This window comes from Bartonella sp. AA89HNZF (genome assembly GCF_042196905.1).
GTDB lineage: Bacteria > Pseudomonadota > Alphaproteobacteria > Rhizobiales > Rhizobiaceae > Bartonella.
Genome location: NZ_JBHIRD010000008.1, coordinates 28,458 through 54,085, shown reverse-complemented (window position 1 = coordinate 54,085; position 25,628 = coordinate 28,458). Strand labels below are relative to the sequence as shown.

The window sequence follows — 25,628 nt, the reverse complement described above, 5'->3', positions numbered from 1 at the left end:
AAAAAGCCCCGTTTTTGTCCGAGGCTTTATGCATTGCAAAAATTGAAATTAACGCTTTGAGAATTGGAAAGAACGACGTGCTTTTGCTTTACCGTACTTTTTACGTTCAACAACACGGCTATCACGGGTAAGAAACCCACCTTTTTTCAAGATTGAGCGAAGTTCTGGTTCGTAATAGGTTAAAGCTTTGGAAATGCCATGGCGCACTGCACCGGCTTGTCCGGAAAGACCACCGCCTGCAACGGTTGCAATAATATCAAATTGGGTATCCCTATTTGTTGCAACAATTGGTTGACGAAGAATCATTCTAAGAACAGGACGAGCAAAATATTTGTCAAATTCCTTATTGTTGATCGTGATTTTTCCAGAACCTGGTTTAATCCATACACGTGCAACAGCGTCTTTACGCTTTCCTGTTGCGTAAGCACGTCCTTGTGAATCAAGCTTTTGCACGTGAACAGGAACAACATTTTCATGTGTTTCTGTAATACTTGTTACTATGCTAAGCTCAGAAAGAGAATTAATTTCAGCCATAATCAAGCAATCCTTTTGTTTTTGCGGTTTAAAGCACCAACGTCAAGAGATTCAGGCTGTTGTGCTTCATGTGGATGTTGGTTTCCAGCATAAACACGCAGATTCTTCAATTGACGGCGACCAAGAGGCCCACGAGGAATCATACGTTCTACCGCTTTTTCAATAACGCGTTCGGGAAAACGCCCCTCAAGAAGTTGACGTGCTGTACGTTGTTTTATTCCACCAATATAGCCGGTATGCCAATAATATTTTTTATCCGTATATTTTTTGCCAGTGAGAGCTATTTTATCTGCATTAATGACAATAACGTTGTCACCATCATCAACATGTGGAGTAAATGTAGCTTTATGTTTGCCACGTAAGCGGTTCGCAACAAATGTGGCAAGACGACCTAAAACAAGGTTTTCTGCGTCAATAATAACCCATTTTTTCACCACTTCAGTTGGCTTTTGTGAAAAAGTTGCCATAGAAGTATCCTTTATTAGAACCCTTTTAATATAAGGGAATTTTTACTGTTTTGCGTTGAAAATTGTTACCATAGCGAAATATTTAACGCATACTACTTGCTCTGATATAATGTCTTTTGATTGACGTCAAGAGAAAATAAAAACTTTATAAAACAGCATGTTATGAGAGAGGTATTATAATACCGCATTAAAGAAGTTTGTGGATCATTTAAATTTAAAATGAATGTTGCAAAAGACTATTTTATCTTTAACGCATGATTGTATTTTATCGTTCTTCATTATAAAATAAGTAATAATGCAGTGGTCTCGTTATTTTCTCAATGTTGAATCTTCTGCTTGTGGTCAAGCTTGGTTAGATGCCCTTGATGTTCAAGGGATAAATAATGCGCGCGCTATTTCTCAAAAATTTGGTTTTCCAGATCAGCTAGCTCGAGTACTTTCAGCAAGAGATGTGGATGAAGCTGAGGCTGTTGCTTTTATTAATCCAACATTACGTACGCTTATGCCTGATCCAGAAAGTTTTAGGGATATGCAATGCGCTGCAGAGCGCATTGTTAAGGCTCTTCTCAATCAAGAACAGGTTGCTGTGTTTGGTGATTATGATGTTGATGGTGCTTGTTCATCGGCACTCATAGCGCGTTTTTTTCGTTATTTTGGTATTGAAGTCAAAATTTATATTCCTGATCGTATTGTTGAAGGCTATGGTCCGAATGAACAAGCAATGAGGATGCTTGTGCAAGAAGGCGCTCGGTTAATTATCACTGTTGATTGTGGCGCAAACAGTCCAGATGCCGTAAAAGCAGCTAGGCTTGCTGGGGCTGATGTTGTGATTTTAGATCATCATCAAATGTCAGAGATTCATCAAGAAGCTATTGCTCTTGTCAATCCTAATCGTCCTGATGATTTTTCTGAACAGGGTCATTTATGTGCAGCGGGTGTTGTCTTTGTTACATTAGCTTGGGTTCATCATTTACTGCGGAAAAAACAATTCAAAGGGAAACTGCCTGATCTTCTCAGTATGCTTGATCTTGTTGCATTGGCAACCATATGTGATGTTGTTCCATTACAGGGGGTTAACCGTGCTTTTGTGATAAAAGGGCTGCAAGTTGCTCGTTCTATGCATAATCTAGGAATAACAGCTTTAACAAAGGTTGCACGAATAGGGGAGCCGCTTAATAGTTTTCATTTAGGTTTTTTATTAGGTCCTAGAATTAATGCAGGAGGGCGCATTGGTGATCAAGCTTTGGGAGCACGTTTGCTTAGTTGTGAGAATAAAGATGAAGCGGACAGAATAGCAGAACAATTAGATCGGCTTAATCAAGAACGCCAAGAAATGGAGAACATTCAATTAGCACAAGCGGAATCTTATATTACTTCTCTTTATCAAGATCAAGAAATACCATTGTCGCTTGTAATTTCTCATAAAGAATGGCATCCGGGAATTATTGGTATTCTTGCTTCCCGTCTCAAAGAGCGTTTTTTTTGTCCTGTTTTTGCTATTGCTTTGAAAGAAGATGGAAATGGCGTAGGGTCGGGACGCTCAATTAATGGTATAGATTTAGGAGCACTCGTTCGTGAAGCTGTTACATTAAATTTATTAGAAAAAGGAGGGGGACACAGTATGGCAGCAGGAATTACAATTCAATCAACAAAAATTGAAATTTTTCGAAAATGGCTAGAAGAAAAAGTTTCTTTAATGGTTTCACAGTTGCGTGCAAAAAAATCTCTTAGTATAGATGGTTCTCTTTCTGCTTCCGGTGTTAATGAAGCGCTGTTTGAATTGCTTGAAAAAGCAGGGCCATTTGGGGCAGGGAATGCAACACCTGTTTTTGTTCTTCCCTCTCATCGACTGGTGAATCTATCTGAAGTTGGTAAAGGACATCTTCGCCTCATTGTATCTAATGTTGAAGGAAAAAAACTACAAGGAATAGCTTTTCGTGCTGTAGGGACATCACTTGGTGATTTTCTTTTTGAAAATATTGGTGAAATGATTCATTTAGCTGGTCATCTTAGTTTGAATTATTGGAATGGAACGATCAATCCGCAACTGCGCGTGATTGACGCAGCCGCAGTGGTTTGAAAGGGATATTTTTTATATTAGATGTCTAGATTAGAAGCAAAAGTAGAGTTTTCTTGTATGAAACGAAATCGTGCTTCTGGTTTTGTTCCCATGAGACTTTCTACAGTCTTTTTCGTTTCTTGTATTTCCACGGCATCAATAGAAACACGAAGCAATGTACGTTTTTGAGGATGCATAGTCGTTTCTTTAAGTTGTTCTGCGCGCATTTCACCCAGCCCTTTAAAACGCCCGATTTCGATTTTAGCTTTTCCAGTAAATTCAGTTTTGAGCAATTCATCCTTATGAATGTCGTCACGAGCATAAGCAACTTTTCCTCCTTGCGATATTCTATAAAGGGGAGGGACGGCAAGATATAAATGTCCCTGATGAATAAGGTCAGGCATTTCTTGAAAGAAGAAGGTAATGAGCAGTGACGCAATATGAGCACCATCAACATCAGCATCTGTCATGATGATAATACGTTCATATCTGAGATCTTTTTCACGATACTTGGAGCGTGTTCCACATCCAAGAGCAAGGATAAGATCGCTAATTGTTTGGCTTGAGTTCATTTTTTCATGTGCAGCACTAGCGACATTTAAGATTTTACCACGAAGAGGTAAAATTGCTTGGTTTGCTCTATTTCTTGCTTGTTTAGCAGATCCTCCTGCAGAATCCCCTTCAACAATGAATAGTTCAGCACCCAAAGCATGGTTCTGGCTACAATCTGCAAGTTTACCGGGCAGACGTAATTTACGGACAGCAGTTTTTCGACTTATTTCTCTATCTTGGCGTCGTCTAACACGTTCTTCAGCACGTTCGATAACCCAATCGAGAAGTTTTGTTGCTTCTTGTGGGGAATTTGCTAACCAATGATCAAAAGGATCGCGGATTGCATTCTCAACGATACGCTGTGCTTCAATGGTTGCTAATCGATCTTTTGTTTGTCCAACAAATTCAGGGTTACTGATAAAGACTGAAAGTATTGCGGCTGTTGAAATCATAATATCGTCAGACGTAATAATTGCTGCGCGCTTGTTTCCTATTAACTCAGCGTAGGATTTCAATCCACGCAAAAGAGCTTGGCGTAATCCTATTTCGTGTGTTCCGCCTTCTCCTGTAGGAATCGTATTGCAGTAAGATTGCACACAAGAATCACCACCATGCCAAGCGATCGCCCATTCAACGCAGCCATGGCCGTTATTTTGTTGTGTTTTGCCAGAAAAAATTTCTGACGTTACTCGATATTCATCTTTTAGTGACGCAAGTAAATAGTCTTTAAGCCCATCGGGAAAATGAAAAACAGCTTTTTCAGGAATATTTTTTGTGCCTTCAAGTATGACGGGATCACAAGACCAGCGAATTTTTACGCCACCAAAAAGATAGGCTTTGGAGCATGTCATCTTATAGATTTTTTCTGGATCAAAAGCTGCTTTTTCACCAAAAATTTCATGATCAGGATGAAAACGAACGCGCGTACCACGACGATTATAAACATCTCCCAGATCTTCCAATCCAGATTGAGGAATACCGCGTGAGAAACGTTGGCGGTACAGTTTTCGTTCTCGTGCAACTTCAACTTCCATATCATCAGAAAGAGCATTGACGACAGAAATTCCTACTCCATGAAGTCCACCAGCAGTTTGATAAGCTTTTCCATCAAATTTTCCGCCTGAGTGGAGTTGTGTCATAATAACTTCAAGAGTAGATTTCTCGGGCATTTGAGGATGATTTTCGACAGGAATACCGCGTCCATTATCTGTAACGGTTATATAACCGTTCCTATCTAATGAGACTTCAATAGAATCTGCATAACCCGCAACAGCTTCATCCATCGCGTTATCAATAATTTCGGCAAATAAATGATGAAGTGCTTTACTGTCTGTTCCACCAATATACATTCCAGGGCGTAAACGTACGGGCTCTAATCCCTCAAGTACTCGAATAGAGAGAGCATTATAGTCATCTTCTTGCATATCTTTCGCACTTTTTTTTGAAATCACCGCTTTTGATTTCATTGGAGACTGCAGAGTGCTTTCTTTTGTATTTACCCGAGATTGGGCTTTATTTAAAACACTAAAAAGATCCTTGTTGTTATCGCTCATAGCGTTTAACTATCCACCTCATAAAATATTTATTAAAATAAATTTTATGCCTGTTTTTTATTTAAAAATCAATGCACTTAGGAAACATCAATTGTTGGACCAAAAATTTCTTCAAAAGCGTGTTTGAGAGCGATATCAATATCATACATTGTTACAGAGTACCCTAGATCAAGAAAGCTTGTTACACCATGGTTTGTAATTCCACAAGGAACAATTCCTGAATAATGGGCTAAATTAGGATTAACATTGATAGAAACTCCATGAAAGCTTATCCATTTGCGCACTCGAATGCCAATAGCTGCAATTTTATTTTCAGAAGAAAGATCATTTTGTTTTGATGGGCAATGAGGCTGTTTAATCCAGACACCAACGCGATCTTCTCGTCGTTCGCCTTTAATATTAAAATTTGCAAGCATCTGTATGATCCATTCTTCTAATGCACTAATGAAAGCACGAATATCTTGTTTTCGGCGTTTAAGATCAAGCATGATATAAGCAATACGTTGTCCTGGACCGTGATATGTAAATTCACCTCCACGTCCTGCTTCATAAACAGGGAATAAATGGGGTGCTAAAAGATCTTTTTTGTTGGCACTCGTCCCCGCTGTATAAAGGGAAGGGTGTTCAAGAAGCCAAACTTGTTCATGTGCGGTTTTTGCAAGAATTTTTTCTACACGTTCTTGCATATAACGCAGAGCTTCAGGATACTCAACTAGATGATCACTTATCTTCCATTCAACTGGTGGATTGCCTAGAATTGCATTAAAATGATGTGATAAGTGATTACGATCCGTATGTTTCAATTCAAATGTCATTAGTAATATTTATCTTGATGTTTGAGTTTATATTGTAATCAGAAAAATAAAAAAAGAATAAAATTAAGAGATAGTTTATAAGAAGTGCAATGAATTTTATAAAAAAATCGTTATATGCTCGTTTTACCATCTTCCTGTTGCACCGCCACCACCTGATGATCCACCACCACCCCTAAATCCCCCTCCACCTCGAGGACCTCCGAACTTTCCACCAGGATATCTGCCACCGGCACTTAAGTTAAGAAACCAAGGTGTGAAGATAATCCCCATCCAAAGATACTTTTGTGGGCCTACTTTTTTACCAAAAATCATTGCAAGAATGGGCAAACCAACGACTATAAAGAGAATGAAAAACATGATTGTATTGATAATCATTTCTTCTTTTTCAGCTTGTTTACGTTGTTCTTCAACAGCTTTAGCTTTTTGATTGATTCGAAAAGAAAAATCAGCATCACTTTGTGTGATTACTTTGATAATTGCATGAACCGCTTCGACAATCCCTTTTTGATAATTTCCTTCACGAAAATTAGGAATCATGAAGCTATTAATGATGACAGAAGAAATGGCATCTGTTAGCTCTCCTTCCAAACCATATCCAACTTCGATACGTGCTGTGCGTTCATTCGGTGCAATGACCAGTAATACACCATTATTGATCTTCTTTTGGCCTAATCCCCATGTACGAAAAAGAGAATTGCTGTATGTTTCTATATCGTTGCCCGAAAGAGTAGGGAGTGTCACAAGAACAATTTGATCTCCCGTTTTCTCTTCGAGTGCTGCCAGTTTTTTTGTCAAGTCTTCCTTGGTTGCATTATCGAGCAAATGAGCCACATCATTAACATAACCTGTTAAATGAGGAAATTTTGTTTGCGAACAAGCGATACTTCCCAATGCAGCAACTAAATACAGAGAGCAGATAAAGGCCCATAATTGTGGAAATACAATACGTTGCAAAGAGTATCGAAATGATTTCATTAATTAAAATTAACCTTTGGTGTTTGTTGGCTATCCGTATCGATGGTAAAAGTTGGCATAGGTTTAGCATCGCGAAACCATAATTTTGCCCAAATCATCGTCGGCATTGTTTTGAGTGCAGTATTGTAGGCACGTACTGTTTCAATATAATCGCGGCGCGCAACGGAAATACGGTTTTCTGTTCCTTCTAATTGTGATTGAAGAGCAAGAAAGTTTTGGTTTGCTTTAAGATCCGGATAGTTTTCAACAACAGCCATAAGCCGCGAAAGTGCACTTGATAAATTTGCTTGATTTTTGAGATATTGCTGCATAACTTCTGGATTATTCAACATATCTGCATTAATGTTGACTTGTGTTGCTTTAGCGCGTGCTTCAATTACATTTGTGAAAACACTTTGTTCATGAGCTGCGTAAGCTTTAACTGTTTCTACAAGATTGGGGATGAGATCTGTACGACGTTGATATTGATTGAGCACTTCACTCCATGCTGCATGTGCTTTTTCTTCATTTGTTGGTATCGTATTAAATCCGCACCCACTTAAAAGTGGCACTAACCATGCCAAAAAAATCACGATTGGAAATTTTTTTAATATTTTAAACATTGAAGAAGTTTGTACATTTAACATAAAGATGTCTCCACAGATATTTTATGTATTATATAGGGTTTATTTTCTTGGTGGAAAGTATTTTGAAATTTATAAACAGGCGTATTTATCAATAAACTGATATCTCTATGCGTTTTAGGTACGCTTAAGTGACTTGTTGATATTAAAATAATAATAGTAATATAGATGTCATCTTATAAAAGATCAATAATATTTATATCAATTATTATTACAGAAAATTATATTATTTTCGTAGGAGTTTTGGATTTCGCAACGTGCAGATAACAATTGGAAAAGAGAAAAATGTAAGTATCAATCTTATGGAAAGATAGAAGGTCAGGGCAGTTCTTATTTTCTTCCTTTAGAAGTTATGCTTAACATATTGGATAAAAATACTTTTTAATTATGTATATCAGCAACTGTAAGGAGAGACAAAGTTCTATGATAGAAAGTGTCCAACAGCAAAGTGAAAAATTTGACGGATTGGCTGATGATTATAATCGCTATCGTCCTCGCTATCCCCTTACTTTATTTAAGACCATGCTCTTTCCTTTTAAGAACAAAAAGAATTTGTCCATCGTGGATGTAGGCGCTGGGACAGGCATCGCATTAGAGGGGATTGTTAAATTTTTAGGCAACGAGCACCAATATCATGCTATTGATGTATCGGAAGATATGATTAAGCAGGGACGAAGAAAATTTCCGAACGTGCGTTGGTATCAGGGCCGAGCCGAAGATCTATTGCCTCAAATAGGCAAGGTAGATCTTATCGTTGCAGCGCAGGCATTTCAATGGATGGATCGCCCTAAATTGCTTTGCGTTATTTCAGATCAACTTCGGGTCAATGGTGTCATGGCGGTTATTCAAAATAATCGTGATTTCAAGCATAGCGAATTTCTAGAGGCTTATGAGACATTGTTAGAGAAGATGAGTCCAAATTATTCCCGTTATTATCGTAATTTTGATTTTTTACAGGAAATGAGTGATGGCTTTGGGGTAAAATCGGAAAAGGTTTCTTTTCATACGCACAATTGGACGATGATGATCCCATCTGAAGCTTTTATTGGAATGAGCCGCTCTTCAACGCAAGCGCAACGCGCTATTGCTCGCTATGGAGAAGAATATTTGCGGCAATTGGTTGCATTGATAAAGAAATATGAAGTGCAAGGTAATTTGGAGCTTTTGTATCGAAGTGAGCTCTATATGTATACAGGATAATCGGATATCGATGATTGCTTTTGCTCTTTTAGCACATCAGAGTGGGCGGTATTCAGGAAATTAACGCCTTATTAAGGCAGGTTTTGAGGGGGACGGTTTTTTTCTTCAGCATTCACGTTGACATCTTATTACGTCTGATTTTCATTGTTCACTTGATATGAGAGAGTTTAAATAGAAAATTTATGCACTGCATTATAGCATCGAAACACTTTCTTTACTGCAGTTTAACAACAGATTATTTTATAAAATGGAAAGAGGTAGATTGAATAGAAATATTTGATAAGTCTTTGTTTTTATGATTGCTTTTTATTATGAGAGTGTTTTTAATAAATTTTGACAAAAATAACTGAAAAAGTACAAAAAATTATCATAATCAGAAATTTGTAGTAAAAAAGGTAATGGCTTGGAAGAACCTTCAAAAAACAACTCATTTTGAAATTATCTCTAAATTTAGATTCAGTATAACAAAAAAGTAAAATATAAATATGCTATATGAAGCATTTCTCTTTTTAAAAGATATAATATAAAACAATATATTAATTATTTTTTTTGATATAAGAAAACTTCTTTTATTTTCTATTTTAAATAACGGGTTAGGCCAAGTCTTATGTGGTTTTATTGAAGATGTGTTTTTCAAGTTTTAATCTGGCGCTTTAAATACAATTTTAGAAGTGGCAAATAAGCTCAATTTCTTCTCTGTTGTGATGTGTTGAATAAGTTTTTAATTTTCTATAGAGTTTGATTTTTGCAATCATGATAGATTGTGACAGCTATCTATTTAAGGTTTTTATAAGTTTAGTAAGAATAGCTTGATAATAAATCCATTGAGTTTTCCATCTTTACGCTTCATAAAAGAATAAGCCTGCACCATCCACACTTTCATCTCCCAATGTTGCGACAGCCTTTGACACGGTTCATAAGAGGAGTTTTTAGTCCTTTTTTACAGTTTTATCCATACGCCAATCTCGCTTATTACGTGCAAGCGAATGGTTTTGATTTATTCAACATACACAGATTTGGAATGAGAGAGTTTTAAGATATTCAGCTCTCTCATTTAATATGCAGCATGCTAGATTATGATTATAAATTAAAGTGTTATCTATTTTTGAAATCCATTACTTTGGTTGTGCTTGTCAATATTTCATTTTCATTTATCGTCAACTATTCTACTTTTGGATAATGACTCCATTGTAAGGAATATCTTTAAGAAAGCATTATCGCTTTAAAGAGTCGTTATAGTTTTTTTTGTTTTATAGAAAGATCAATAATGTTAAGCATTGTACTTTAATGAACGAAGAAAGAAAATCATGATGATTACACTAAAACCGGGCGAGGTAACGCTTAGTGAACTTAAAGATATTTATTTTAATGGAGAAGTGGGTAAACTTCATAATAATACGCATTTAGCTATCGAGAAAGGAGCGCAGCGCATTTCTGAAATTGCTGCTGGAAGTAAGCCCGTGTATGGTGTTAATACTGGTTTTGGGAAATTGGCTTCCATTAAAATTGATGCGGACAATGTTGCTGTTTTACAGAGAAATCTTATTTTGTCCCATTGTTGTGGGGTGGGAGAACCTTTAGCAGAAAATATTGTGCGTTTGATAATGAGCTTAAAGCTTATCTCTTTAGGAAGAGGGGCTTCAGGGGTTCGTCTAGAATTGATAAATTTGCTGGAAAATATGCTTGCAAAGGGCGTCATTCCTGTCATCCCTGAAAAAGGGTCTGTTGGCGCTTCCGGTGATCTAGCCCCACTTGCTCACATGGCGGCTGTTATGATGGGAGAGGGAGAAGCATTTTTTAAAAATATTCGTATGAGTGGAGCAGCTGCGTTAGAAAAAGCGGGATTGTCGCCTATTATTTTAAAGGCAAAGGAAGGTCTCGCTCTTATTAATGGGACTCAAACCTCAACAGCCCTTGCACTTGCCGGTCTTTTTCGAGGTTATCGGGCATTGTGTGGTGGATTGCTGGCAGGAGCTTTGACAACAGATGCCCTCATGGGATCAACGGTGCCATTTCATCCTGATATCCATATTTTACGAGGACATTATGGGCAGATTGCCGTATCGAAAACATTAGAAAAGCTTGTAGAGGATTCAGAAATTCGTGCAGCACATTTACAGGGGGATGAGCGTGTACAAGATCCTTATTGTATACGTTGCCAGCCACAGGTCATGGGGGCATGTTTTGATATTTTGTTAGCCGCAGCAAAAACACTTATTATTGAAGCAAATGCTGTTACAGATAATCCTTTGATTTTAAGGAATGGTGAAGTTGTATCAGGTGGAAATTTTCATGCTGAACCTGTAGCGTTTGCTGCTGATCAGATCGCTCTTGCTTTGTGTGAAATAGGATCTATTTCTCAGCGGCGTATTGCTCTTATGGTTGATCCAGCAGTTTCTTATGGACTTCCAGCTTTTTTAGCGCATAATCCAGGTCTTCATTCAGGTTTTATGATCGCTGAAGTAACAGCAGCAGCTTTAATGTCTGAAAATAAGCAAATGGCCTATCCTGCTTCCGTTGATTCAACACCTACTTCAGCTAATCAAGAAGATCATGTTTCAATGGCTTGCCATGGCGCTCGTCGGTTATTGGTCATGAGTGAAAACCTTTTTATACTTATTGGCATTGAAACGCTTGTTGCGGCACAAGGAATTGAATATCGTGCACCTTTAAAAACAAGTACTTTTTTGCAATCTGTTATGGAATGTTTACGAAAAAATGTTGCTTCTCTTAAGGAAGATCGCTATCTGGCTCCAGATCTTCATCAAGCACATATACTTGTGCGTGAAGGGCACTTATTATCTGTTTTACCAGAAACAATTTTTCCTCCATTAAGTTTTCAATAGTATTTGTTTTAAGGTCAATGCTGAAGGGGGGATATTGAATTTTGAAACTTCCTCATATGAAAATATAGAAGAGCAATACTATATTTGAATTATTTAATAAATTATATATTTATTACTGTATATATCTGATTTTTGTAGTTAACTAGATATTTTGTTATTTTATAGAAACTATAAAATTAAAGCACCTATATTTTCTGATTTATATCAGAAATTTTAATATAAGTTAAATAATATATGCGAATTATATATTCGTGATATTGTATTTTTATAAATATAAATTATGATATATGTATTGTATCAAGTAAAAATAAAATTTTTATTTTATATTCTTCTTATTTTTAATACTTTATGAATTTTATAGTTCATTTTTGATATTTAAAATAAAAAAGGAGAAAAGAATGTTTAAAAGTGCTAAATTATGTGTTTCAATAACAGTTCTTTTTTTCTCTCAAATTCTTGAGATTCATGCAAATTTTAGGAGAGCTAGCTTTCCAGAGGAAGTTTTCATTATGATAGTGGCTCAAGAGAAAGAGCCTCTTATTTCAGCGAAAAACAAAGATTTTATTGCTATCTCAGGGCAAATTCCCAGAGGTAATGAGAACGCTATCATCGGACCAATAATCAAAGATGCTCTTTTTATCGTATATTTTTTTTTCATTGGAAAGCTTGTCGTTAAGACAGCTGGAGTCCTTAAAAGATGGGTTCTAGATAAATTTTCTCATGCTTTTGAAGACTTGCGAGATTCGTATTATCATTGATTGAGCTATTCAATTGGCATAAAAAGTTTGTTTTATGGGCTCAAAGAAAGTTTGCTTAAAGTAACAAAAAATTAATTTTATGCATAGTTAATGTGTTTGTTATGAATTTTTAGGCTTCTATTTCAGTGCACCGAAAGAGAAGCCTAAAAGTTTAGATTACATTAAGGTTAATTTTCTCTGTAAAAAACTAGAGAATACGAAATGAATTAAATGACAATTGTGAAAAAAATCATTATCACTTTATTTGAATAAAATAATACGAAATTGTAGGCTATAAAAGCTGAATAATTCGCAATAAAAGTATTTTTTCATTGTTTAGAGCAAAGTGTTGGACTGGCTGGTCTTCGATGTTTTTTGAAATATATTTGTGAAAGAAACATGAGGCTTTATTTATCATAGGGCTGTTATCGTGGTGTGGATTGTCAGCATTTCAAAAAGTAAGGAAAGAAATGGCAATAAATGAACTGAAACGGGGTATGAGTAAGCGCCAAGTTATTTTTTTAGCTCTTGGTTCTGCTATTGGAACAGGTCTTTTTTATGGGTCTGCACAGGCAATTAAGCTTGCGGGTCCCAGTGTTTTGATTGCCTATTGTATTGCTGGTTTAGCTATTTTTATGGTTATGCGGGCTCTAGGAGAGATGATACTTCATAATCCATTGCCTGGTTCTTTTGCTCGTTATGCGGCAAATTACATATCACCATTAGCAGGTTTTTTAACGGGATGGACATATGTATTTGAGATGATTCTTGTTGGTTTGGCTGATATTACAGCTTTTGCGACTTATATGGGTTTTTGGTATCCTGATGTTGCTCCTTGGGTATGGGCACTGAGTATTACATTAATCATCACAGGCATTAATTTAGCTGCTGTAGAAGTCTATGGTGAACTAGAGTTTTGGCTCTCTTCTATTAAAGTTATAGCTATCATTGCGATGATTATTTTAGGAATAGCAATTATTTTTTGGGGGTGGGGTGAAGGTGCAGATTTTTCTACCGTTACTGTTCATAATTTATGGAAAAATGGTGGTATTTTTCCCAATGGTTGGTTTGGTTTTTTAGCTTGCTTTAGTGTTGTTGTTTTTGCTTTTGGTGGCATAGAAATTATTGGCATGGCAGTTATGGAAGTTCAAAACCCTCATCAAACGATTTCAAAGGCAATTAATTCTACTCCAGTTCGTATTTTGCTTTTTTACGTCATGACGTTAGCTATTTTAATGTCTCTTTATCCTTGGAATGAGATTGGTCTTATGGATAGCCCTTTTGTATCTATTTTTGAAAATCTTGGGATTTCGTATGCAGCAAATATTTTAAATATTGTTGTTGTTACAGCGGCTATTTCAGCAATGAATAGTGGAATGTATGGTGCTTGTCGTATGATCCATGGTTTATCGCAGGAAGGTTATGCTTTAAAAAAGTTTCAATATTTATCAAAAAATGGTATACCAGTTTTTGTTATTTTGATGATCTTCGGTATCTTTCTTCTTGGTGCTCTCCTTAATTATTTTTATCATGAAAAGCTTTTTTTTCTTATTGCCGCAATGGCAACATTTGCGACAGTTTTTGTTTGGATGATGATTCTACTTTCACAATTTTCTATGCGAATTAAGATGCCTAAAGAAGCACAGAATGGTTTAAAATTTCCCATTCCATTTTGGCCAATAGGGTCGATTTTTTCTATTTTATTTATGGTTTTTATTTTTATTCTCTTATGGTATTTTGATGAGACACGACCGGTTTTAATTATAGGTGTTAGTTGGATTGCTTGGCTTGTTGTTTGTTTCTATGTACTTAAACTTTATAATTTTAAGCAAAAGAAACAGCAATAAAATGTGAATAGAGATAAAACTCAAAACAAATAGCTGATGTCATCAGGAAAACAGGTGTTTGATTGTTATTCTCTAAAGGTTAGAACAATCTAGATTGAAAAAATCTGCTCGTTATTATTTTGCTTTGGAAGTTTTTGTGAGCCATTGCTTACGGTAACGACCAAATCATATAAATATTAGGCGTTTTTTGATGGTGAGCTGTGCTATCAATATAAGTCTTTCAGGTTAAAATGCCTAACAGCGCAAATAGATTTTACCAGATACAAGATTATAGGCAGATATCTTTTTCTAAACGTATTAATGAAGTTCTGTTTTACAAGAGAAGTTATTGTAAGAATTGTTTTTTAAGCTCTTTAAAAAATTGGTTGCTTAAATTTTGTTGTTTAGAAAATTACTATTGCTTTTAGAAACGAAGATAAAGTTCTTTATGTCTTTTCTTGAAAAGAAGGGGTGAAGTTTTTTTCTATTCTTTTTTCTTAAAGAGAATTGGCGTTGGTAGAAAATAGTGGATAACAAAGTTACATAAGGCATTGTATCATTGTTTTTATAAAAACTTTAATAAACAGCAGCAAGGTATTACAATAAAATCTCATAGAAGAGTAAATTAAAAAGAACAATGAACGTGTGACAGTTTTACGATTCTTATTGTTATTGCTCTCATAAGAGGAAGGATCAAACTTATTTTTTATAATATTGATACGAGAGTAGTTTTTATTACAAGTGGAGGCGGACAAAATGCACTCCGCAATTGTATTTCGGTGCAAAATTATTTAATATTACCATAAAAGGCGCTCAAGAACACTACGACCAGAAAAAACAATCATCGGAAAGTGGCTTTTTACACGAGAAGTCTTCCAATAGCTCTGAAATACACACAACAATGATTCCGTTTATCCTTGAGGTAACAGGCAAAGTTGATATGGATGTACAATGAGATGCTACGATTATTGCTTCTCATCTGATTTCTGGTCAAGATATCAATGTAATGGAAGAAAGTATGACGGTTGTTAGCATGACAGACCATCATAGCGGTCATTCACAGAGGCATGAAACAGGTTTTGATGGGCATAGATTTGACTTTGTAAGCAGAATTATTGGCGGCAATGACTATACTTACGAGACAGCACCTGCTGGTAGTAACTGGTGGACAGAATGGTGGAGAGTGATCATGAATCCCATAAGCTCCCATACCTGTCTTGGAGATGCGGGTCCGAAATGCCAAAAGTTTTATGGCATATCTCATTTAGAACAAAAGCCTTGAATTAAATCATGGAGGAAAAAATGAAACAAACCTTAAAATTATTAAGTGCGATAATTCTATTGGGTATAGCTGGGTGCCAGTTTAATAAACCTCCTCCAGGAGAGGTGGCTACGTGGGAGAAAAATGGTGTTACTGATTTTACTGAGGTAGGAAAAGCTTTGTTAGAATGTGGTATGCCAAGCCTTATTGATGCCGATCCAGAAAACAGAAAACTCAGCTACAATGCATGGGCAACTATTGATGCCTGTATGGTTCAATCGGGATTTCGTGATAAAGTGGGGGGAGGGACTTGGTGCGAGAATCATAAAGCCGAAGATCCCCCGATTTGTCGTCCAGGCGCTGTTGTTCCACAGCGCAGTGTCAAGAAGCGCTTAAACAGCCCTTTTTGTAAAAAATATAAAAATGCACCTGAATGCAAACCTTAAGTCTTGCTGTTTGTGACGATCAACAATCCCTACCTTCATGTTTCTCATGCCCGTGTGGGGATGGCTTAATTCAGCATGTCAATGCTATTTATTTATGGGGACTACAACTGTTGGCGCAATAATATAAAATATCTATCTTGGTTGTAATCAAAATATTGAGAATAATTATATGCATAACGTTGATAGAATACGATTTAAGTAGTAATTTTGCTGTATTTTTGATATAATATCGGTGGCATAATTATCGGAAAGAGATAAATAACCATGAAGGTTGATAATGTTCATCGTTATTTTGGAAGTGAAAAAACAGCATGTAAAGTAATTTATGGATTGTTTCATAATATCAAATTATTCAAGGATAGGAAAATGAAGCAGATTTTAAAATTATTAAGTGGGATGACCCTATTTGTTATGGCTGGATGTTATCCAGAAAAGCCTTCTCAAACAGCTGTAGATGCATGGGAAAAGTCTGGTGCTGATCAACTTGAGATAAAAAAAGCTCTGTTAGAGTGTGGAATACAGTATCTTGATGGTCGTTTTGATACAGAAACAAGTACTGATGAGAGATTCAATGCAGAGGAGTCTGTGAATGCATGCATGATACAAGCAGGTTTCCAAGATAAATTGGGAAGGGTAAAGTGGTGTGAAAAGTATGAAAATCTTCCAATTTGTCAGCCTGATGCTGTTATTCCTCAGCGAAGTGTAGAGAGGCGCTTGAATAGTCCTCATTGTGAAGAGAACAAAGAGCAGCCCGAATGTCAACCTTAAATATTGATGCTGTTGTAATCAATAATCCTTATATTTTTGTTCTCGCAAGGGGGGCGGGATTGTTTTTCTCAATAGACTAGCAATCTTACATGTGAAAAAATTAGCACAGAGTTATAGGCTTTTTTATTCGTAAATATTGAGGGAGGGGGAAAATGAAAAAAATATTGAAATTATTGAGTGCTATGATTTTTTTTAAGCTCTGCGGGATGTGTTAGTAAATCTCCCCCATCGATATTGGCATGAGGGGAAAAGCTTGGTGTCAATAAATCTATGGTTCAACAAGCACTGTTAAAATGTGGATGGAAACCAATCTACGTTTCTTCTGAAAATATGGATTCGCGTGCAAGTGAATTTGCAGCAATTTATGAGTGTATGACTAAAGCAGGTTATCGGTACAAATTGCAGGATTCAAAGGGAATCTATTTTTCATCAACACCGCGAAGTGATTCATTTTTAGTCAATTTAATGGTAGCAGGGTATCAGAAGGTTATGGACAATGATACTTTGAAACAAAAACAAGATTTGATGTTACGTCTTCAGAATGATAAAAAATAGAAAAGTTTTGAAAAAGTGACCTAACAGTAAAATATATTCATCTTTAAAGTAATAGTTCAATGAAAATATTAATAGGGGTGAGGGAGTAAAAGTGCTGCTCTTTTACCCTCGATATAGTTATATTCATTAGAAACTAGCTTAGCAATGTATTATTTTCAGATGATAATAATATTGGGGGATGGTTAGCATTTTTAGAGAAGGTTATTCAATATAAAAAATGGCAAAGAATAGCTTTGCTAAAATATCCTCTTTAACGATAATAAATAGATTACTTTTATAAAAATGAATTTGATGAAATATTTTATTTTGATGTTTTTTAATTTCAGGAAAGTGAGTGTTTTATTGTATTTTACATTTTATCAGAAGATATTAAAGCGTTATGCAAGTAATTTTGATGTAAATATCTTTTTATTTTATGGTCTATTTCGAGATGATATCTTTTAGAGTGGTTTATTGATGAATTGAAAACATTGATGATAGGAACTTACGAGAAAATTTATTCAATTTTTTCACTAGGTAGTTTACAGCTTTTATATAGAATTAGATACCTACATTAACTTATACGCTAGTGAGCATTTCCTTAGGTTTTTGTTGTAGAAGAAATGGTGCAATTATAACTTTTGTATAGTTTATTTCATAGTGTTGTGTTTTTATTAAGACATTTTGAGTTTTTAAATCTTAACAATTATTCTCATTTTATTGTATTTTTATTTTTGGGTAGTGAAAGAAATTTAAGATTATATCTCTCCAAAGTTTGCCTTTCTTCAAGTTTTTTTGAGATTATTTTTCCGACACTTTGTGTTGCCATTCTCAGCAATTGGTGGATTAGTTCTTTAAGAGAGCGTAATCCTAAATGGTATTATTAAGTTTTTTGTTCTTTCTTTACATAAAATACAAAACATATTATGAAATGATGTCATTTATCAGTAAAATAGTAAAATAACTTTGTTTGTTTTATTCTTATCGTATTTAATGTATGGTTTATTTTTTACCGGCATTTTTTGTGTTTGTTGAGAAAAAGAAAGTTTTGAAAATAATGATAAGCATGGTATCTAAAAATCGCTTATATTCGTGTGTTTTTACGGCAGCTATTTTTTCTTTTTTGTTAAACACAAATATTGAGGCACATTCTCGTTCATTTGTATTACTGTCATGTGATGAAAACAAATTACCTTATGAATGCAGAGATGGTGCAAAGCATACAATTAGTGATAAAATATATAAGTTCACTGCACCTGTTAAAGAAAAGAATGGGGAAGGTAGTTCTCTCATATTGCCTGCTGCTATAGTAGTACAGGAGCCTAATACAGTTATTCAGGCAATGCGTGTAGAGGTTGAAGGAATTTCAGGTATAGAAGATATTTATGGTGCTGTTGTATCACGAGGGGGAAGAATTGTTTTAAGCGATTCAGCTTTTAAAAATGTATCAGTAGGTCTTAAAGCTGATAGTGGAATAATTGAGGTCAATCGTGGAACAGTTGAAGCTTCTCATATAGCTGCTTATGCAGAGAAGCAAGAAGCAGCTGTTAGGTTAACGAATACAAAAATTAAAGTAGAAGGTCAGGGTATTGGTCGAGAGAGTGCTCTTTTCGTTGGTGCTGATGCGGGCATTCAGATGACAGGTGGATTTATTGATGTAAATGATGCCGCTGCACTTTATGTGGGTATAAGGGGAAATGCAACTTTAGATGATGTTACCATTACTTCAAAACGTCAAAAAACAGAAGATAAAGAAAATACAAATGAAAAAATTGCGTATACAGTTTTCAATGTAGACCAGCGTGGTTCTGTTTATTTGAAGAAGACTAATATTGTTTCTACAAATGTTCATGTTTTAATGGTTGGACAAGATTCTAAGGCACAATCCAATGTTGGCTGGAATGAAAATATTTTAATTTCGCGGGTTAATATTGAAGATTCAACAATTAAGGCAATCGGTAACAAACATGGTATGCATTTTGAGATGGGGGGAGGGAACAATGCGTACGAACAAGGACTAGTTTTTTTGAAAAGGACGGTTTTTGAGGTTGCAGATGGAACAGCTATTCATAGTCATAACAGTCGTAGTTATATTGCAGTAACAGAAGGCACAAAAATTTTTGGTGACTTATTATTAACAGCTGAAAAGGGGGGGGCTGTAGCGATTTTGGCTGATTCTTCTTCATTGATAGGAGGAACTCGTGTTGCTGATGATTCTATTGCTGAGCTTTATTTAACAGGAGGATCAAAATGGTTCGTAACAAAAAGAAGGGCGATAGATTCACATATTGCAAACCGTACAAGTTCATTTATTTCATTTGTAAAACTTTCTGATAGTTTGATTGCTTTTGAAACGCCAATGTTTCAGGAGTATCAGACACTTTATATTGGGAAGGGAGAGAAAGAAGTTTATAGTGCGCAAGATAGTGCAGATATTTATCTCAATACACATCTCAGTCGTGATGGTTTGCTTGATAATAAACAGACTGACCGACTTTTGGTACATGGTGATGTTTCTGGGAAAACCACAGTTTATGTGCAATTTGTTCCAGGAAATCAGGGGGAGATAGCAACCGGTGAAAAGGCTCATAGTATTTCACTTATTCAGGTTTCTGGAAAAGCGGCAGAAGATTCTTTTCAGTTAGATCGTGCTTATATTGCATTAGAGGGTTTGCCTTACCAATATTATCTTCATGCTTATGGTCCGAATTCTTCTCTTGGAAATGCACAAACTTCTCAAAGATTGGTTGAAGGAGATGGAGACTTTTGGGATTTCCGCCTTGAAAGTAAATATATTCAGCCTGTTTTAGAGGTGTCTGCTATTCCCCCTTCTGAGTTAAAGGTCAGAGAGGTTGTTCCACAAGTTCCGACCTATCTTTTGTTACCAAATGCTTTGTTTCATGTTGGACTCATGGATATTCGTCATCAACAAAAACAGTTGCAAGCTACGCGGTCTATTTCTCGTAAATTGTTAAAAAACGAAGAGAATTTTGCTTTATCTATTCACAGTTATGGTGGGCGTTATCGTTATGTCTCAGATCTTTCTACACTTAAATATGGGTACGATGGTCATGTTGATTATAACGCTATAAAAACAGATATTTTGCTCAAAACAATAGAAAGCGCATATAGTACGACATTTTTTGGGATTATGGGAACCTATGGAAAGCTTTCCTTACAACCTCGTAACGTGGAACGAAGCCAAAAGAGTACGTTTAATAAATGGTCATTTACGGCATACGCTAGTGTGGAAAACAACACTGGTTTTTATGTAGATGGTCTTTTATCTTATGGTTTGTTTAAAGGGGATGTGCTTACCCATGCTTGGGGTAAGACGGCGACATTAAAAGCAAGTCCTTTGAACGTTTCCTTTTCTGCTGGTAAAGTGTTTATGACAGGATATGAAGATCTTATTTTTGATCCGCAACTTCAGCTTATTTATCAACATCTTCAATTTAATAAGTTTCGTGATATTGATGGATTTGATGTTGAGATGAAAAAAATAGGTCAATGGTTGGTGCGTATCGGTGGGCGTTTAAATAAAACATTTTCAGCATCTGAAAAGGATCGTATCACTTCTTTTTATGGCAATATTCATCTTACTCATTGTTTTGATAAAGAAAAATTTGTTCATTTTAAAGATGTTTTCCAGTTGAGTTCTTTTGGTTCTTCCTTAGAGGTTGGCTTGGGTGTCAATTCACAGTTTTCTTCTAAAGTTACACTTTACAGTGATCTTGGCTATCAGCATACGTTAACAAAGGCGGGTTTTTCTGGAGTTCGTTTTTCTGGTGGATTGCGCTATCATTTTTAATCACTCTTATTTTAAAAATAATAAATGTGATTTTCAAAATCTTGTTCTGTTGTCGAGAACTAAAACCACTGTTTGTGCAGAATTTTTTAACAAGAGTCCCATGTACTTTAATAAATATGAAAGTATCACGTTGATTTATTTTTATTGAGTATAGCATTTCTTAAATGCTTTTAAAAAATTGGTCTATTAGATTCTAAATTTTTTTGTCTTGTTTTGGCTATAAATATTTGGGATACCTTCGTTATCATCTTTTTAAAAGAACAGCATTGTTATCTTATTATGCCATAAAACACTGTTGTGTAAGGTATGCTGATATCAGGCATGAAAAAAGGCAGGGGAATATTGTTTGTGCTGATTGAGAGCCTTTGCTTTTAAGGATATGTGAAGGGAAAGAATGCACAACTCTATAGTTTCATGGATAATGGGCATTTTTCTACTTTTAAATTTTGCAAAAAGCGTTTTTGAAGCTTTGGAATCGAGTGCATTATTGTAAGTGGGGAATAAGAAAAGTGGTAAAGTGTGCTTCCTTTCACCATAAGATTCACTATCTTTAATTTTAAAATCAAGATAAATCCTTTGAAGAAATTGTTAGAATTGTTGCTGAATAGATGAACAAGGCCGTTGTTTTGTTTGTTAAATAGAGATGAAATATAACTTTTAAATCGGAGTGAAAGTGGTAAGATTTTCTTCTTTCTTTAAGGCGTGGGGAGAAGAGATTGATCATATCGAAAAAGTCGATGACAAGTTTTCTTTATGGTTTGAAATATGGAGATATTGAAGAGAGTCTATTAAAATGGGGTGTAAAAGTAGATCATCGCTTCCTCAATCATTAGGTTTTGAAAAGGGTAAGAGAAATATCTTTATCGGCTTATTGATAAATATGGTATTTCCAGTGGGTGCAGTTTTACGCGCTTGTTTTAAAGAAGTTCTCTCAACGTTCCAAAAGTCCTTTCGCGACGGCATTTTTGAATGGTCTAACGGTAAATCCATTGAGCCTCCCATCTTTACGCTTATGAAGTAACAAGCCGGCACCATCACACACTTTGCCAGCTTCCAATGTTTTTTGCTACAGCTCTTGTCGTAAGATGATGCATAAGAGGCATTTTTACTTCTTTTGTAACGTGTAAGAAAATTGTTTTGACTGATTAAATATAAACAGGGTTGGGATGAGAGAGTTCTCCAATATTGGGAACGCTCATTCAACATGCAAAACAATAAATTGTTTTTATAAGTCAGTATTTTGCCATATGATGTTTAAAGTGTCATCAAGCCATTTATGGTAATTGCACGCTTCTTTGTTTGAGGCATGAACAGAGAAAATAAAGCCAGGATATCCACCAAATGCTGGTGGAGGTGGTGAAATATGATCCATTTCAAAGAAAATGATAGTTCTGCTAGTTTGTGGATGTTGTACGACCTTATCGAGACCTAAAAATCCAGAGAAGCGTCCATCCCCATGAAGAGGAATAATATAATTTGCAGCCACTTTTTTAGCTGGGAGGACATCAGGAAGATCTAAATTTTGTTCAGCTAAAGCGGCATTCATACAGAGTTTTGCAAATGAAATTCCTGTACCTTGTTCTACAATAAAATGGGAGACACCTGACCCACCTATACGAGCGCCGATCTCAATGATATAAGGTAAATTATTAGCATCTAGGCGTAGCTCTACATGGGCAGCTCCCATATTTATACCAAGAGCTTTGACTCCAGAGCATGCAGCCTCACATAAAGCAATAATTAAAGGATCATCTATATCACAGCGTTGACGATAAATTGTTTCTTCAAACCATGGTCCTTCAGGTTGTCCTTTGTCGCCAACGGCTAAAACATGCACACCTGTTGTATCAACAAAACATTCTACGACAAATTCTTTTCCTGGCAAATATTGCTCTACGATTAAACCTACAGGTTTATTTTTATCATTAAAACGTGCCATATCTTTATGCTGAATATTCCATACAGCTTTGATGAGCTTAGAAAATTCTTCAGGATTTTTAGCTAACATGACGCCTGTACTCGCCCACCCAGAGACGGGTTTAATAACGAGCGGATAGTCTAAGGTTTGTGTTTGTGATAGGTCTTCTGGATTATCTATATACAGAAATTTTGGTGTTCTTAAGCCTGCTTTAGCAAAAGCTTGACGCATGAGATATTTGTTTCTGGTTAATGCTGCTACTTCTGGTTCAATACTTGGAGTGTTGATTTTTTTGGCAGCCAAAGCTGTCCATAGAATGGCTTCTTCGCGAAGGGTCATAACCCCAGCAATATTGCGTTCTTTTACGCCTACTGCAAAAGCGTCTAGAGCTGCCTCTGGCTTATCAAAAACAGGAAGTTGCCAAGTTTCACTGACTGCTGCGGGGTGTTGAATAGGAGCGCTTTCAGCGGTATCATAGATCATTACTAATTCGATATTAGCTGCTTGTGCTGCTTCAAATATAAACGGGAGCTTTGTATTGCGCTGGCAAACTAATGCGAGTTTTTTCATTTTGTTTCCTTATTAAATTTGGAATTTGTGGCACGACGTTTTTGTTGCCATCCAGATACCTTTGATGCATCTATAAATAAGAATGTCATTCCTATAACAGCCATCATCATAGCAATTATTTTGATAATGTTGAGAGAAGGGCTCGAGCCGATTATCCATTCACATGTAACCACTGCAAAAGGGGATAATACGCCAATAGTGTTGGCGTATAATACACCTCCCTCAGCTAAAACTTTTTGGTACAAAACGTAAACTGGTGCCGAGCAAATAGTTCCTAAAATCAATATCTTAAATACATCTTCTAACTTAAGATATAAGAGTGGGGTAGGATCAAAAATGAATAATGGCATAAATGATGCGGCAGAAATTGTTGTAATCCAAGCCAGTGAGGTGAGCAAAGGTAAATGTTTAAGATAACGTTTAGACAATAAGCCATAAGCAGAGTAAGAAAGTGCTGCTGTTAAGGCAAGACCTACTCCTATCAGGTTATAATATCCACCTTCTCCACTGTTTATATTGAATGCTACAGCTGCTACACTGACAATTATCACTCCACTAAGCTTCAGCCATGAGAATTTAAGGACATTTGTCAATGCACCTAATATATAAGTAATTCCTGGAATAGTAGCGAGCACCATGGTTAAATCACTGGCTTTGAGTGATTTTAATGCACCAAAACTGCATACAAAATACAGCGAGAATCCTAACACTGAGAGAATAAAAAAAGCAGGTATCATGGAAAGCAATGGTAGGGATCTGAAAACGGCTTTCTCACGAAATAGTGCAATTAACCATAAGGCGGCAGCGGTGGCAAACAACCTAAGTCCAACCGCATGCATGACGGGTATATTGCTAACCAAATTCTTAGATAATAACCAACTTATGGAAAACAATGCTAGAATAGCAAAGGTAAATAGGAATAACCGTCCTTTTAAGAAACTCAATGATTTAATCCCACAATAATGTACTGTGCATAAGATGATGTTGAAAAGTTAAATCGTGACTTTGAGGTCTGTGGTTTTCCAAGATTATCTTGGATATAATCCTTAGCTCCTGCCAAATAAGCATCATCATCTAATGCTTCAAGTGCTTCTATAGCTGCAATCATCAATGCTATTACTTGTTTGAGATGCTCCAAATTAAAGATACCTCCTTGATCCGTTTCAATCAATGCTTTGTTTCGCATCAATATTTCAAAAAGCAAGACCCCTGTACCAGCATCACCCCTGTACCAGCATCGAATGTCATATGCTGATCAGAATCTTTTGGATAACGAAATATGCGTTCTAAGAGGATAAATTCAGTTATTTCTTTCCAAAACTTTGAACAGTCTTCTAGCATAATACGCACTGTAACTAAGTTAACTTTAATTTCTTCTAGAAGATCTGTAAACCAATTTAATTTTATATACAGATTCTTATCTAATGGTTGCGGTCCAGTATGATGTGCATAGTCATGATAATACCCCCATAAACAGTGAACATCGTAAATGTCTTCTTTAGATAAGTTACGACTATGCAATTGACTGAACAGGAATTTACTATCTCGACCGAGTAAATTTTCAGCTTTCACAATTGTTTGCTTGTTGTAAATATCAAAGAGTTTGCTGAACAAACAAAGCAAATGCTTGTTTGTCAATTTTTTTAGCAGTTGCACAGATTTTGGGAATAAAACAATGTAATTGCCTTCTAAAAAACCTTTTGATGCTCTTCCCATTTTTATACATTGAAAAGGTGATACATAATCCTTTGTATATTTTGAGGCGTCGGCAAGATAGTCCGTTTCATGACGATATCCTGTCTAATTCCAGTCGGAATCCTTCTGGATCAGGTTCATTTGTTGCACGCATTGGAGCCAAGAAAAATAGGGGAGCATCTGTTAATGGCGCTTTGAAAGCAGTCAAGGTGTTATCAAGTTTAGGAGGGGTAGTTAAACCGCTGAGCATTCACTGATGAAGATCATCAGAAGTGGTCACCAAAAGTTCCGGAGATAATCCGTCAATTATATCTGCATGATGATTGAGTAGAGTGATCAATTCATTAATCATATTACTATCTGCTGAAGTTGGTTCCTTAATGCTCCCATCTCGTTCTTGACGCATACGGAATTTGTCAACCAAGTTAACAATAGAAA

Annotated in this window: 21 protein-coding genes and 2 pseudogenes; 11 read left to right on the top strand and 12 right to left on the bottom strand. The window is 35.9% G+C overall.

The window, feature by feature from the left end; translation table 11 throughout:
- Nucleotides 1–48: 48 nt before the first annotated feature.
- Both rpsI and rplM read right to left on the bottom strand, forming a co-directional pair.
- Nucleotides 49–534, bottom strand: a complete 486-nt coding sequence (gene rpsI, locus ACFIN0_RS05265) for a 30S ribosomal protein S9 (protein WP_015856545.1) — start codon at nt 532–534, stop codon at nt 49–51.
- A gap of 2 nt (nt 535–536) precedes the next feature.
- Nucleotides 537–1,001: a 50S ribosomal protein L13 gene (gene rplM, locus ACFIN0_RS05260; RefSeq protein WP_375606694.1), complete on the bottom strand. Its 465-nt coding sequence runs from the start codon at nt 999–1,001 to the stop codon at nt 537–539.
- 295 nt (nt 1,002–1,296) lie between these two features.
- On the opposite strand from rplM, the gene recJ reads away from it, so the two are divergent.
- A complete protein-coding gene (recJ, locus tag ACFIN0_RS05255) occupies nt 1,297–3,081 on the top strand; it encodes a single-stranded-DNA-specific exonuclease RecJ (protein ID WP_375609452.1) in 1,785 nt (594 codons plus the stop codon).
- A 17-nt stretch (nt 3,082–3,098) separates the two neighbouring features.
- On the opposite strand, the gene parE is transcribed toward recJ, so the two are convergent.
- From parE to ACFIN0_RS05235, 4 genes are all read right to left on the bottom strand, one after another.
- Nucleotides 3,099–5,165 carry a DNA topoisomerase IV subunit B gene (parE, locus tag ACFIN0_RS05250; RefSeq protein ID WP_375702077.1) on the bottom strand — a complete coding sequence of 689 codons (2,067 nt, stop codon included), beginning with the start codon at nt 5,163–5,165 and terminating at the stop codon, nt 3,099–3,101.
- Between the two features lie 77 nt (nt 5,166–5,242).
- The gene (gene lipB / locus ACFIN0_RS05245) at nt 5,243–5,980 is read right to left on the bottom strand and encodes a lipoyl(octanoyl) transferase LipB (protein WP_375606691.1); all 738 of its coding nucleotides are present in this window, start codon (nt 5,978–5,980) and stop codon (nt 5,243–5,245) included.
- A 123-nt stretch (nt 5,981–6,103) separates the two neighbouring features.
- Nucleotides 6,104–6,955, bottom strand: coding sequence for a TPM domain-containing protein (locus ACFIN0_RS05240; RefSeq protein ID WP_375702076.1), 852 nt, complete (start codon nt 6,953–6,955; stop codon nt 6,104–6,106).
- Nucleotides 6,955–7,581 carry a LemA family protein gene (locus ACFIN0_RS05235; protein ID WP_375702075.1) on the bottom strand — a complete coding sequence of 209 codons (627 nt, stop codon included), beginning with the start codon at nt 7,579–7,581 and terminating at the stop codon, nt 6,955–6,957. The genes ACFIN0_RS05240 and ACFIN0_RS05235 overlap by 1 nt, the downstream gene beginning before the upstream one ends.
- Nucleotides 7,582–8,001: 420 nt before the next feature.
- Between ACFIN0_RS05235 and ACFIN0_RS05230 the strand changes: the two genes are divergently transcribed.
- From ACFIN0_RS05230 to ACFIN0_RS05190, 9 genes and pseudogenes are all read left to right on the top strand, one after another.
- Nucleotides 8,002–8,778 (top strand): class I SAM-dependent methyltransferase, encoded by a 777-nt coding sequence (locus tag ACFIN0_RS05230; protein WP_375702074.1) that lies wholly within the window; start codon nt 8,002–8,004, stop codon nt 8,776–8,778.
- 1,307 nt (nt 8,779–10,085) lie between these two features.
- On the top strand, nt 10,086–11,624 hold the full coding sequence (gene hutH / locus ACFIN0_RS05225; protein WP_375702073.1) for a histidine ammonia-lyase: 1,539 nt from the start codon (nt 10,086–10,088) through the stop codon (nt 11,622–11,624).
- Between the two features lie 398 nt (nt 11,625–12,022).
- Nucleotides 12,023–12,382 carry a hypothetical protein gene (locus tag ACFIN0_RS05220; RefSeq protein ID WP_375608698.1) on the top strand — a complete coding sequence of 120 codons (360 nt, stop codon included), beginning with the start codon at nt 12,023–12,025 and terminating at the stop codon, nt 12,380–12,382.
- A 449-nt stretch (nt 12,383–12,831) separates the two neighbouring features.
- Nucleotides 12,832–14,208: an amino acid permease gene (locus ACFIN0_RS05215; protein WP_375610429.1), complete on the top strand. Its 1,377-nt coding sequence runs from the start codon at nt 12,832–12,834 to the stop codon at nt 14,206–14,208.
- A gap of 997 nt (nt 14,209–15,205) precedes the next feature.
- On the top strand, nt 15,206–15,469 hold the full coding sequence (locus tag ACFIN0_RS05210; protein WP_375702072.1) for a hypothetical protein: 264 nt from the start codon (nt 15,206–15,208) through the stop codon (nt 15,467–15,469).
- Between the two features lie 20 nt (nt 15,470–15,489).
- Nucleotides 15,490–15,894 carry a hypothetical protein gene (locus ACFIN0_RS05205; protein WP_375702071.1) on the top strand — a complete coding sequence of 135 codons (405 nt, stop codon included), beginning with the start codon at nt 15,490–15,492 and terminating at the stop codon, nt 15,892–15,894.
- A gap of 366 nt (nt 15,895–16,260) precedes the next feature.
- Nucleotides 16,261–16,662 (top strand): hypothetical protein, encoded by a 402-nt coding sequence (locus ACFIN0_RS05200; RefSeq protein WP_375606682.1) that lies wholly within the window; start codon nt 16,261–16,263, stop codon nt 16,660–16,662.
- A 152-nt stretch (nt 16,663–16,814) separates the two neighbouring features.
- Nucleotides 16,815–17,217: pseudogene (locus ACFIN0_RS05195) on the top strand (hypothetical protein).
- A 1,036-nt stretch (nt 17,218–18,253) separates the two neighbouring features.
- Entirely contained in the window at nt 18,254–21,007 is a 2,754-nt protein-coding gene (locus ACFIN0_RS05190) for an autotransporter outer membrane beta-barrel domain-containing protein (RefSeq protein ID WP_375702082.1), read from the top strand.
- Nucleotides 21,008–21,904: 897 nt separating this feature from the next.
- Here the strand turns inward: ACFIN0_RS05190 and ACFIN0_RS05185 are convergent.
- From ACFIN0_RS05185 to ACFIN0_RS05165, 5 genes and pseudogenes are all read right to left on the bottom strand, one after another.
- Nucleotides 21,905–22,110: pseudogene (locus tag ACFIN0_RS05185) on the bottom strand (Arm DNA-binding domain-containing protein); the annotation flags it as partial.
- Nucleotides 22,111–22,232: 122 nt separating this feature from the next.
- Nucleotides 22,233–23,495: an acetyl-CoA carboxylase biotin carboxylase subunit family protein gene (locus ACFIN0_RS05180; RefSeq protein ID WP_375702070.1), complete on the bottom strand. Its 1,263-nt coding sequence runs from the start codon at nt 23,493–23,495 to the stop codon at nt 22,233–22,235.
- A complete protein-coding gene (locus ACFIN0_RS05175; RefSeq protein ID WP_375702069.1) occupies nt 23,492–24,439 on the bottom strand; it encodes a DMT family transporter in 948 nt (315 codons plus the stop codon). Before ACFIN0_RS05175 ends, ACFIN0_RS05180 begins: the two co-directional genes overlap by 4 nt.
- Nucleotides 24,436–24,681, bottom strand: a complete 246-nt coding sequence (locus ACFIN0_RS05170; RefSeq protein ID WP_375702068.1) for a hypothetical protein — start codon at nt 24,679–24,681, stop codon at nt 24,436–24,438. The genes ACFIN0_RS05175 and ACFIN0_RS05170 overlap by 4 nt, the downstream gene beginning before the upstream one ends.
- Complete coding sequence (locus tag ACFIN0_RS05165; RefSeq protein WP_375702067.1) at nt 24,681–25,211, bottom strand: hypothetical protein; 531 nt, start codon at nt 25,209–25,211, stop codon at nt 24,681–24,683. The genes ACFIN0_RS05170 and ACFIN0_RS05165 overlap by 1 nt, the downstream gene beginning before the upstream one ends.
- A gap of 32 nt (nt 25,212–25,243) precedes the next feature.
- On the opposite strand from ACFIN0_RS05165, the gene ACFIN0_RS05160 reads away from it, so the two are divergent.
- A complete protein-coding gene (locus tag ACFIN0_RS05160; RefSeq protein ID WP_375702066.1) occupies nt 25,244–25,447 on the top strand; it encodes a hypothetical protein in 204 nt (67 codons plus the stop codon).
- Here ACFIN0_RS05160 and ACFIN0_RS05155 read toward each other — a convergent pair.
- Nucleotides 25,441–25,596, bottom strand: coding sequence for a hypothetical protein (locus ACFIN0_RS05155; RefSeq protein ID WP_375608388.1), 156 nt, complete (start codon nt 25,594–25,596; stop codon nt 25,441–25,443). The two genes, ACFIN0_RS05160 and ACFIN0_RS05155, sit on opposite strands and share 7 nt — an antisense overlap.
- Between the last annotated feature and the right edge of the window lie 32 nt (nt 25,597–25,628).